General features: G+C 66.3%; 8 protein-coding genes. 3 read left to right on the top strand and 5 right to left on the bottom strand.

Annotation, left to right across the window (positions count from 1 at the left end):
- The first annotated feature begins 201 nt into the window (after nt 1-201).
- Entirely contained in the window at nt 202-2,502 is a 2,301-nt protein-coding gene (locus KIK15_RS00115) for an ATP-binding domain-containing protein (protein WP_214242167.1), read from the top strand.
- A gap of 68 nt (nt 2,503-2,570) precedes the next feature.
- Here KIK15_RS00115 and KIK15_RS00120 read toward each other — a convergent pair whose 3' ends face one another.
- A complete protein-coding gene (locus tag KIK15_RS00120; protein WP_214242168.1) occupies nt 2,571-3,023 on the bottom strand; it encodes a universal stress protein in 453 nt (150 codons plus the stop codon).
- A gap of 182 nt (nt 3,024-3,205) precedes the next feature.
- Nucleotides 3,206-5,365, bottom strand: a complete 2,160-nt coding sequence (gene uvrB, locus KIK15_RS00125; RefSeq protein ID WP_214242169.1) for an excinuclease ABC subunit UvrB — start codon at nt 5,363-5,365, stop codon at nt 3,206-3,208.
- Between the two features lie 116 nt (nt 5,366-5,481).
- Between uvrB and KIK15_RS00130 the strand changes: the two genes are divergently transcribed.
- Nucleotides 5,482-6,006: a DUF402 domain-containing protein gene (locus tag KIK15_RS00130; protein ID WP_214242170.1), complete on the top strand. Its 525-nt coding sequence runs from the start codon at nt 5,482-5,484 to the stop codon at nt 6,004-6,006.
- Between the two features lies 1 nt (nt 6,007).
- Here the strand turns inward: KIK15_RS00130 and coaE are convergent, their stop codons facing one another.
- The 3 genes from coaE to rpsA form a co-directional block, all read right to left on the bottom strand.
- Nucleotides 6,008-7,192, bottom strand: a complete 1,185-nt coding sequence (coaE, locus tag KIK15_RS00135) for a dephospho-CoA kinase (protein WP_214242171.1) — start codon at nt 7,190-7,192, stop codon at nt 6,008-6,010.
- A 31-nt stretch (nt 7,193-7,223) separates the two neighbouring features.
- Nucleotides 7,224-8,480 carry an MCE family protein gene (locus tag KIK15_RS00140; RefSeq protein ID WP_214243146.1) on the bottom strand — a complete coding sequence of 419 codons (1,257 nt, stop codon included), beginning with the start codon at nt 8,478-8,480 and terminating at the stop codon, nt 7,224-7,226.
- Nucleotides 8,481-8,812: 332 nt separating this feature from the next.
- Entirely contained in the window at nt 8,813-10,288 is a 1,476-nt protein-coding gene (gene rpsA / locus KIK15_RS00145; RefSeq protein ID WP_214242172.1) for a 30S ribosomal protein S1, read from the bottom strand.
- A 219-nt stretch (nt 10,289-10,507) separates the two neighbouring features.
- On the opposite strand from rpsA, the gene KIK15_RS00150 reads away from it, so the two are divergent.
- Complete coding sequence (locus KIK15_RS00150) at nt 10,508-11,311, top strand: class I SAM-dependent methyltransferase (protein WP_214242173.1); 804 nt, start codon at nt 10,508-10,510, stop codon at nt 11,309-11,311.
- Nucleotides 11,312-11,319 lie beyond the last annotated feature (8 nt).

The raw sequence follows: 11,319 nt of genomic DNA on the forward strand, positions 1-11,319 counted from the left end.
CTGAACTGCAGCAACAGAGACCCGAGTCCGGTGTGCCCATCCCCCTGAAGCCTGTCGGGCGGTAACGTCGTTTGGGCTGTGCGGCCGATCCGCGCGAGGTCGCCGGCCCCGCGGTCCGCTCATGCGATGGTGTCCATCCGCCGAGCGCCCGGGCCCAGCCAGACGTCGACACGCGACCGCGAGAGGTGGCAGATCCAACCCATGATCCGAGGCCGGGAGAACAACGCCATCGCCACCACCGCGGGCGATTCGGAGCAGACTCGCCTAGACGCCGAACAGGCACACCTCGATGCTGTCTACGGACGCCTCGATCGGATGCGTCGGACCACGAACCGACGCCTGCAGACCGCGCTGCGGGAGAGCGACGGGACTCCGCAGTCGTACAGCGAACGCGAGTCCTATGAGCGGATGTACACCGACGACCTGACGAAGTACGACGCGGCCGAACACAACCTCTATTTTGGGCGGCTCGACCTCATCGACGGCGAGGTACGCCGGATCGGCCGCATCGGCATCCTCGACGACGACGACGAGGACACGACGCTGCTGTTGGACTGGCGAGCGCCGCTGTCTCGGCCGTTCTACCTGGCCACCCCGGCGTCGCCGGACGAGGTCGCGGTACGTCGCCACATCCGCACCCGCAACCGTCGGGTCACCGCGGTCAACGACGAACGGCTCGACATCGGCGACGTGGACGCATCCACCCGCGGCGACGTGGTGAACGAGACGGCACTGATCGGTGCGCTCAACGCAGCACGCACCGGCGAGATGACCGACATCGTCGAGACCATCCAGCGGGAGCAGGACCTGATCATCCGGTCCAGCCATCGCGGGGTGACCGTGGTCCAAGGCGGGCCGGGGACCGGCAAGACCGCAGTCGCCCTGCACCGAGCCGCCTACCTGCTGTACACCCACCGCGAGTCCCTCGCGCGCAGCGGCGTTCTCATCCTCGGCCCCAACGACGACTTCCTGCGATACATCGGGCAGGTCCTGCCGTCGCTCGGCGAGACCGGTGTGCTGCTCTCCACGATCGGGAACATCTTCCCCGGCGTGCGAGCCTCCCACGACGACTCCCGACGCAGCGCCGAGGTGAAAGGTCAGGTCAGGATGGCCGACGTGCTCACCGACGCGGTCCGGGAGTACGAGGCGCTGCCCACCGAGCAGGTGTCGATTCGTTTCGACGGCTACCCCCTCATCATCGACCGCGCCCTGGTCAAGAAGGCCCGCGGACGCGCCCGATCGAGTCGACGTCCGCACAACCAGGCGCGGCCGATCTTCATTCGATCGGCCCTCGACAGCCTGGCCCAGCAACACGCCCGACGGATCGGCGCGAGTGTCATCGACGGGTCACAGCTCCTCAGCGCCGGCGATGTCGCCGACATCCGGGAGGAAATGGACGGTGACGCAACGATTCTCGCCGCGCTTGCCCAATTCTGGCCATCACTTTCGCCCGAGCAGGTGCTGCACGATCTGCTGCGCTCACCCGACCGCATTCGTTCGGCCACAGCGGGATGGGAAGCCGGCGACCGGGATGCGTTGCTCCGATCACCCGGGGCACCGGCCGGATTCTCGGTCAGCGACATCCCGCTGCTCGACGAGCTCGCCGAGATCATCGGCTTCGACATCCGCGACGACGAACAGCAGGCCCAGGCTCGATGGCGTCGTCAGCTCAGCGAGGCTCAGGAGGCGTTGGACATCCTGACCGGTTCGGCCCCACAGGATCTTGAGGACGAGGTCGACCCCGAGATCCTGATGGCCTACGACCTGATCGACGCCGAGCAGCTGGCCTCGAGGCAGCTGACCCGCGAACACCTCACCACCGCCGAACGCGCCTACGGCGACCGAAGCTGGGCCTTCGGTCACGTGATCGTCGATGAGGCCCAGGAGATCTCGCCGATGGGCTGGCGCATGATCATGCGCCGCATACCGAGCCGGTGGATGACGATCATCGGCGACACCGCCCAGACCGGCGACCCGGCGGGCAGCACATCGTGGAGTGAGGCGCTGGCCCCGTTCGTGGCCTCGCGCTGGAAGCTGCACGAGCTCACCGTCAACTACCGCACACCCGCCGAGGTGATGGCGGTGGCGGCGCGCGTGCTCCACGCCATCGACCCGAACCTGACTGCGCCCACATCGATTCGGCGATCGGGTGTCGACCCCGTCTTCCGGGAGGTCGATCGCGACCGATTGGTCGATCAGGTGACCACCGAGGTCGCTGCACTCGGATCCGGGCGCGAGGGGATCACCGCGGTGATTGCACCTGTCGACCTGATCGACGAGGTCGCAGCGAAGGTCGCACACGACGTCCGGGTTCTCCGCGTCGCCGCGTGCAAAGGCCTCGAGTTCGATCGGATCGTGGTCGTCGAGCCCGCAGCCATCGTGGCCGCATCACCGCGCGGGCTCAACGACCTGTACGTGGCGCTCACCCGGGCCACGCAGCAACTCGCCGTCGTCCACAGTGCGCCGCTGCCCGACGCGCTGATCGGACCGAGGAGCACCTGACCGACGTGGCCTGGAGATGACAACGGCGGCCCGGTGCAGGGCCGCCGTTGTTGTTGTGCGCCAAACGATCAGACGGTGTGCACAATCAACACATCCGATCGCGACTTGCGCGCGACGTCGGCGGGAACCGAGCCCAGCAGTCGCCCGGTGATCGAGTTGAGTCCCTTGTTTCCCACGACGAGCAGGTCGGCGTCGATGTCTTCGACCAACTGCAGCAACGCCTCCACCGGCGCTCCCTTGACCGGGCGCACCGTCACGTTCGCGACGCCCGCACCAGCCTTGACCGCTCGCTCGCGGCCGGTCCGCAAGATCTCCTCGGTCGGGGTGGTGCCGTGCACCTGGTAGGCCTCATCCTTGAGCAGGTCCGACACCGCGCTGACATCACGCCCCTCGTTAGGGAAGAAGGCGCAGGCGATCACCAGCTGGGCTGTGGTCCCGACGATGGCACCGGCACGTTCGACCGCCTTGAGAGACGACTCCGATCCGTCCGTTCCGACGACCACCTTCGTGTACGCGCTCATCAATACCTCCGTCATCGCGGCTGATGGCTCAGCCTTCGAACTGGGACATTAATTGCAGCATGGCACCCTTGTCCGTCATTCGTGGGTATCGCCACACGGGCCGGGTCGGTGCGACCAAGCGCTCACAACCACGGTCGAGCGTGCCCACCATCGCCCGGCCCAGCGTGAAATGTGTTGTCCGTTCAGCGGATTCCCGCCGCGTCCATCCCCCGCAGTTCCTTCTTGAGGTCAGCAATCTCGTCGCGAAGACGGCCCGCGAGCTCGAACTGCAGATCACGGGCAGCGTTCATCATCTGCGCGGTGAGCGCGGCGATGAGATCAGCGAGCTCGGCGCGGGGCATCGCCGACACGTCACGCTTCTCGATGACGCCCGCCGATGTCCCCGATCGACCCGGCTCGCCTTGCGCGCGGCGACCGCGGCTGGCGTTGCGGCCTGAACCGCCGATCTCGGCGACCTCGTCCTCGGCCTCGCGGTACACCTGATCGAGGATGTCGGCGATCTTCTTCCGCAACGGCTGCGGATCGACACCATGAGCCTTGTTGTAGGCGATCTGCTTCTCGCGGCGCCGCTCGGTCTCCTCGATCGCATTGCGCATCGAGTCGGTCATCTTGTCGGCGTACATGTGCACTTCACCGGAAACATTGCGTGCGGCTCGACCGATGGTCTGGATGAGACTGGTCGTCGACCGCAGGAACCCCTCCTTGTCGGCGTCGAGGATGGCCACCAACGACACCTCGGGCAGATCGAGACCCTCACGGAGCAGGTTGATCCCGACGAGAACGTCGTATTCGCCCGACCGCAGCTGGCGCAGCAACTCGACGCGACGCAGGGTGTCGACCTCCGAGTGCAGGTAGCGCACGCGGATACCCAGCTCCAGCAGGTAGTCGGTGAGGTCCTCGGACATCTTCTTGGTCAGGGTGGTGACCAGCACGCGTTCGTCGCGTTCGGTGCGTACCCGGATCTCGTGGACCAGATCGTCGATCTGACCCTTGGTCGGTTTGACCACCACCTGCGGATCGACCAGACCGGTCGGGCGGATGACCTGCTCGACGAACTCGCCGCCGGACTGGCCGAGCTCATAGGGCCCCGGGGTGGCCGACAGGTACACCGTCTGCCCGATCCGGTCGACGAACTCGTCCCAGGTCAGCGGTCGGTTGTCCACTGCCGACGGCAACCGGAACCCGTACTCGACAAGGTTGCGCTTGCGGGACATGTCGCCCTCGTACATGCCTCCGATCTGCGGCACGGTCACGTGTGACTCGTCGATGACCAGCAGAAAATCGTCGGGAAAGTAGTCGATGAGGGTGGCCGGAGCGGTCCCGGGGCCTCGACCGTCGATGTGGCGCGAATAGTTCTCGATGCCCGAGCAGAAGCCGACCTGCCGCATCATCTCCAGGTCGTAACTCGTCCGCATCCGCAGCCGCTGGGCTTCGAGCAGCTTGCCCTTGTTCTCGAGTTCGGCCAGGCGCTCCTCGAGTTCGGCCTCGATGCTCGTCATAGCCCGTTCCATCCGCTCGGGTCCGGCGACGTAGTGCGTGGCTGGGAAGATCCGCAAGGTGTCGACCTGACGGATCACATCGCCGGTCAACGGGTGTAGGTAGTACAAAGCCTCGATCTCGTCGCCGAAGAACTCGATGCGGACGGCGAGCTCCTCGTACGAGGGGATGATCTCGACCGTGTCGCCGCGCACCCGGAAGGTGCCGCGCGTGAATGCGACGTCATTTCGGGTGTATTGCACGTCGACCAACAGCCGGAGCAACGCGTCGCGATCCACCTCCTGGCCTACGTCGAGGTGCACCGAGCGGTCGAGGTAGGACTGAGGCGTGCCCAGGCCGTAGATGCACGACACCGAGGCGACCACGACGACATCGCGGCGCGACAGCAGGCTCGAGGTGGCCGAGTGACGCAACCGCTCCACGTCGTCGTTGATCGACGAGTCCTTCTCGATGTAGGTGTCGGTCTGGGCGATGTAGGCCTCGGGCTGGTAGTAGTCGTAGTAGGACACGAAGTACTCAACAGCGTTGTTGGGCAACATGTCTCGTAGCTCGTTGGCCAGCTGCGCCGCCAAGGTCTTGTTGGGCGCCATCACCAGGGTGGGTCGTTGCACCCGCTCGATGAGCCAGGCCGTGGTGGCCGACTTGCCGGTACCCGTGGCACCGAGCAGGACGATGTCTTTCTCGCCTGCCCGCAGGCGCTGTTCGAGTTGCTCGATCGCGGCGGGCTGATCGCCGGCGGGCTCGTATTCGCTGACCACCTCGAACGTGGCCTCCGAGCGCTCGATCTCCCCCACCGGACGGAACTCGGAGTGGGCCACGATGGGATGTTCTGCCGCAAACGCCATGACACCAGCGTAAGCCTGTCCTGTGACACTCACAGCGATGACGATGAGCGGGCGGGCCTCACGCCGGCGCCGCACACCTCAGGCGCCGATCCGCGAGCTGACCTAGAGTCGCGGCCATGAGCGAGTCCGTCGCACATCCGCCGAAACGGGAGATCTTCGACGTCCCCGCCCGGGTCAACGTGGACAACAAGGGGGTGGCGCGGCCTGTCGAGGTGTATCAGACCACCGACTTCGGGCTGTACATGTCACGCGCGGCGGACCATCCCCTCTTCTCCCACCTCGAGTCATGGTTGTTGCCGCGACTCGGTTTACGGGTGAGCATCTTCCACTTCGTCCCCGGTCACCCGAGCAGGCAACGGCTTTACCTCGACGTCGGCGATTTCGAAGGTCCTGACCCGGCTGGGCGGTGGCACGCGATCGACTGGTATCTCGATCTGATCGACGTGCCCGGCGCCCCTCTCGAGTTGGTCGACGTCGACGAGCTGTTCGACGCACACCGTGCCGGACTGCTCGATCGCGGGGACGCGATCCGTGCCGTGCAGCTGGCGACTGATGCCTTGGTCGGGGCTGCGCGGCACGGTGACGTGGAGTCCTGGCTGGCCACCGTGGGCTGTCCCCTCACCTGGCGGGACTCGGGGTGAATCAGGTGGCCGGGGCTGACCAACCCGTCAGTGCTGCCCACTCGCGGACGCGTGGATACGTTGCGGCAAACCATGGCTCCTTGACCGCCAGGTACGCCTCGCGCTCACCCGTACGCGCTGCGGCTCGCTTCACGGCCTCGTACTCGGACCGAACCTGCGCCTCAGCGATCAGGAAATCCCGGAACTGCAGCGCAAACGTCTGATTCGCGGCGCCGTCGACTCGCACGTGGACGTTCGCGGGCCGACCGGGATCGGCGCTGCCGTGGCCGCGCTTGATCCATGCGGCCGGGTCGACCACATCGCCGTGTGGTTCGTCGGAGGTGTAGCCGGTGGCGGGGAAACCCGCCTCGACCAATCGGGCCGACACCGCATCGAGGTCATCTGGCCGGGCCACCGTCACCTGCAGGTCGATGACATCCTTGGCAGCCAGACCAGGCACCGCGGTGGAGCCGACGTGATCGACACCGATCGCCTCGGCCCCCGCCACCAGCCTCAGTCGGGCCGCGAGCCGCCGCGCCTGATCGGGCCAGGACGGGTCGGACTCGACGATCTCGTACCGACTAGGTGCAATGCGCTGCGCGGTCACGTTGGCGGCGAACGGGATCAGACGCTCGTCCCACACCACCGCCGCTGCCTCAGCCAACGCGGCTGGATCGCCACTGTTGTCCAACCACACATCGGCGACGGCGCGTCGTTGCTCGTCGGTGGCCTGGGCGGCGATCCGTGCCCGCGCATCGGCCGGAGCCATCCCCCGGTGCTCAGCCAGCCGGGCGATGCGGGTCTCGGTGTCGGCGTACACGATGACCACGAGGTTGAACATCGGCGCGAGACCGTTCTCCACCAGCAGCGGGATGTCCTGCACCACAACAGCATCAGCAGGCGCGGCGGTCAGCAGCTCCCAGGTCCGGGCGCCTACCAACGGATGGGTGATGGCGTTGAGCACAGCCCGCTGCTCGTCGTCGACAAACGCTCGTGCGGCCAGAGCCGGTCGGTCCAGCGACCCGTCCTCGGCCACGATGTCGGTTCCGAACGCCTCGATGAGCGCGGCGAGTCCTTCGGTCCCCGGCGCCACCACCTCACGGGCGATGACATCGGAGTCGATGAGGTAGGCGCCGCGATCGACGAAGGTGCGTGCCACGGTCGATTTGCCGGCCCCGATTCCACCTGTGAGCCCGATTCTGATCACGGCCCCAGTCTTGCAGACGCGAACGCGCGACCTACCTCGATGCCGCCGCGGGAAAGACTCCGAGCAGGTAGGACAGCTGCGTCGCGAGCGGGTTGAGGTCGAGCTTGTCCGGATCGCGTTTGGGTGTGGAGTCCCACGGCTGCGTGATGCGCGGGTCGCCGTATTTGGCGTTCTGCGCCCCGCGGACATCGGTCGGATTTCCCTGCGGCACAGCACAACGCGCATCGGTGTTGAACGGGAAGTCGTCGTAGTTGATGTCGAAGTTCGGGTTCTTGCGCTTCTCTTCGGCGATGATCTTCTGAGTGCCCTCGTACCCGACCGTGCAAGACGGCGGGTTGTTGGTCTCGAAGGTGATGCCGAAACGGATGTGCCCGTCACCGTTGGCGGTGCTGCTCGATCCGCCGGACATCTGCGACAGCATGGCCAGGGCCGGCGAGGCATTGAAGAACGTGCCCCGGACGTTGCGGACGTCGAGTGCGAGGTTGCGCACCGCCGTGGTGATGTCGCCGCCACTTCGGGTGAGCAACGCCGAGAGCTCGGAGGCCGAGGTGGTGCCGGTGGTCAGCAGTCGCCGAAGATCGGGATCGCTGGTGGCCAGCTGGGCGGTGATCAGCCCGAGGCTGCGCGACCACTCCAGGATCGCGTCGGACTGCTCGGACTGGGTCTGCAAGACGGTGTCGGAGTTACGGATCAGCGAGATGGTCTGCGGCAGATTGTCGTTGCCCGACTTGGACAGATTGCTCAGCGCGTTCACCAGCGATCGCAGATCGTCGCTGCGGCCGTTGAACGCCTTGCCCAGCTCGGTGATCACCGTGTTCAGGTCGTCCAGCGGCACCGACGAGGTGAGTTCGATGGTGCTGGCCACGAAATCCTCGACAGCGACCGGGACGCTCGTGTCGGTGATGACCGAGTTGTCCTCCAGGTAGGGACCCCCGGGGCGTACCGGTCGCAGATCGACGTACTGCTCCCCGATCGCCGAACGATTGGCCACCACCGCCTCTACTGACGCCGGGATCTTGGGGCCTCGGGAGGCCAGCTGCAGATCGACTCGGACTCCGTTGCGGGTCAGCTTCAGGTCGGTCACCCGACCCACGGGCACGCCCTGGTAGGTGACCTCTGCGTTGGTGAAGATGCCGCCCGAGTCGCCACTGAAGTCCGCGTGCACGGTGTATTGGCCGATCCCGGCCAGCGCATCGATGCGCGCGTAGCGAACGGCGACGACGGACAGAGCGATCAACGCCACGATGACCAAAGCGATCAGTTGCTTGATCTGCAACCTGCTCACCATGTTCATACGCGTGGTCCCCTCGTCCTCACAGATCGTTGCAGCCCGATGCGGGCAACAGAGCCGATTCGAGATTTGTCCGGCACCGTGGGGCCACCGGAGGCGGTGAGACCGTGACGTGCTCGGAAATCAACATATCCAACCCACACGTCACGATCGCCATCGAGGGACCGAACGCACGAAATTCGCGGTGTCGGTTGGCTCACATCATTCGGCCCCCGCCGGTTGGCTCACAGCGGCCGGGTCTCATCGAACGCGACGGTGGCGTGAATCCACACCGACAACAGACGCCCCGACCGGCAGGTCGGGGCGTCTGAAGGTGTCAGAGCCAGGTGTCAGGCGTTGCCAGACAGCTTCTCCCGCAGCGCCGCGAGCTGCTCGTCGCTGGCCAGCGACCCGCCGCGCGGAGCGGCCGGAGCAGAACCCTCGCCGGCCGCAGCCGACGGATCCGACGACTCCGAGGAGTAGTCGCTCGGCGCGTTGGCGGCCTCGGTGGCTGCCGCCGCGAACTTCTCGATCTGCACGGTGTGCATCTTGTGGCGACGCTCAGCCTCGGCGTACCGGGCCTCCCACGCCTCGCGCTGCTTCTCGAAGCCTTCGAGCCACTCGTTGGTCTCCGAGTCGAAGCCCTCGGGGAAGATGTAGTTGCCCTGCTCGTCGTAACTGTCGGCCATGCCGTACTTCGAGGGATCGAACTCCTCGGTGTAGTCCTCGTTGGCCTGCTTGAGGCTCAAGGAGATGCGACGACGCTCGAGATCGATGTCGATGACCTTCACCAATGCATCGTCGTTGACCGCGACGACCTGATCGGGCACCTCGACGTGACGCTCGGCCAGTTCCGAGATGTGCACCAGGCCCTCGATGCCCTCCTCGACGCGGACGAAGGCACCGAACGGCACCAGCTTGGTGACCTTGCCCGGCACGATCTGACCGATCGCGTGGGTGCGGGCGAACTGACGCCACGGATCCTCCTGGGTCGCCTTGAGCGACAGGGAGACACGCTCGCGGTCCAGGTCGACGTCGAGCACCTCGACGGTGACCTCGTCGCCCACGGCCACGACCTCCGACGGATGGTCGATGTGCTTCCACGACAGCTCGGAGACGTGCACCAGACCGTCGACGCCGCCGAGGTCGACGAAGGCGCCGAAGTTGACGATCGAGGACACCACGCCCTTACGGACCTGACCCTTGGCCAGCTGGTGGAGGAACTCGCTGCGGACCTCAGACTGGGTCTGCTCCAGCCACGCGCGGCGCGACAGGACCACGTTGTTGCGGTTCTTGTCGAGCTCGATGATCTTGGCCTCGATCTCCTTGCCGATATACGGCTGCAGATCGCGGACGCGACGCATCTCCACCAGCGACGCCGGGAGGAAGCCGCGCAGACCGATGTCGAGGATCAGACCACCCTTGACGACCTCGATGACGGTGCCCTTGACAGCCTCGTCCTTCTCCTTGAGCTCCTCGATGGTCCCCCAGGCGCGCTCGTACTGAGCGCGCTTCTTGGAGAGGATCAACCGGCCTTCTTTGTCCTCCTTGGTGAGGACCAGCGCCTCCACCGCGTCACCGACGTTGACGACCTCGTTGGGGTCGACGTCGTGCTTGATGGACAGCTCACGCGAGGGGATGACGCCCTCGGTCTTGTACCCGATGTCGAGCAGGACCTCGTCGCGGTCGACCTTGACGATGGTGCCTTCCACGATGTCACCATCGTTGAAGTACTTGATCGTGGCGTCGATGGCGGCGAGGAAATCCTCGGCAGAGCCGATGTCGTTGACGGCTACCTGCGGCGAGGTGATTGTGGTGGACGGCATGTGGTGGGTTGCTCCGGACACGTTGTTGTAGTTTGAGTCGATCGGGCGACCGTCGACGCGACGGACCCGCGCACGCATGGGCGCGCGCGCAGATCAGCGTACGCTCACGCCCGTGTCCTGGGCAAATGGCCATCGAACCCACGCGTGCGTCACCCCACCACCGGCGCATCAGCCGCCTCGGGCCACCGCCAGTTCCTCCCGGATCGTGCAGGAGCACGCATGAACACACCGACGACACGACTACGTCCCGACTCGGCCGTCAGCGAGGACGCCAATCGCCGGTGGTGGGATGCCGACGCGGCGAACTACCACGCCGAACACGGCCGTTTCCTCGGTACCGACTCGGTGCACGGCGAGTTCGTGTGGTGCCCGGAGGGTCTCCACGAAGGTGACGCGGCTCTGCTCGGCGAGGTCGCCGGGCGCGACATCCTCGAAGTCGGATGCGGCTCGGCGCCCTGCGCCCGATGGCTGGCGAGTCGCGGTGCCCGGGTGATCGGTCTCGATGTCTCCGCCGCCATGCTGCGCAGCGGTCCATCCGCCGGCGCGGGCGCCGGGCCCGCCCTCGTGCAGGCGGGCGCCGAGAACCTGCCGTTCGCCGACGCGTCGTTCGACATCGCGTGCTCGGCGTTCGGGGCGGTACCGTTCGTGGCCGACTCGGCGCGGGTGATGGCCGAGGTCGCCCGCGTCCTACGGCCCGGCGGCCGCTGGGTTTTCGCCGTCAACCATCCGATGCGTTGGATCTTCCCCGACGACCCGGGTCCGGTCGGCCTCACCGCGACGATCCCATATTTCGACCGGTCACCGTATGTGGAGGTCGACGACGACGGCACCGTCACCTACGTCGAGCATCACCGCACCATCGGCGACCGGATACGTGAGATCCGCTCGGCGGGACTGATCGTCGACGACATCGTCGAGCCCGAGTGGCCGGAGTGGCTGGACCAGCAATGGGGTCAGTGGAGTCCACTGCGGGGCCAGTACTTCCCCGGGACCGCCATCTTCTGCTGCCACAAGCCTGACTGAGCGCGGCG

The organism is Williamsia sp. CHRR-6, assembly GCF_018474015.1.
Lineage (GTDB): Bacteria > Actinomycetota > Actinomycetes > Mycobacteriales > Mycobacteriaceae > Williamsia_A.

Bases quoted from the DNA above. Each gene is read 5' to 3' on its own strand.
- KIK15_RS00115 (WP_214242167.1), top strand. From the start codon at position 202: ATGATCCGAGGCCGGGAGAACAACGCCATCGCCACCACCGCGGGCGAT.
- KIK15_RS00120 (WP_214242168.1), bottom strand. From the start codon at position 3,023: ATGAGCGCGTACACGAAGGTGGTCGTCGGAACGGACGGATCGGAGTCG.
- uvrB (WP_214242169.1), bottom strand. From the start codon at position 5,365: ATGGCGTTTGCGGCAGAACATCCCATCGTGGCCCACTCCGAGTTCCGT.
- KIK15_RS00130 (WP_214242170.1), top strand. From the start codon at position 5,482: ATGAGCGAGTCCGTCGCACATCCGCCGAAACGGGAGATCTTCGACGTC.
- KIK15_RS00140 (WP_214243146.1), bottom strand. From the start codon at position 8,480: ATGGTGAGCAGGTTGCAGATCAAGCAACTGATCGCTTTGGTCATCGTG.
- rpsA (WP_214242172.1), bottom strand. From the start codon at position 10,288: ATGCCGTCCACCACAATCACCTCGCCGCAGGTAGCCGTCAACGACATC.
- KIK15_RS00150 (WP_214242173.1), top strand. From the start codon at position 10,508: ATGAACACACCGACGACACGACTACGTCCCGACTCGGCCGTCAGCGAG.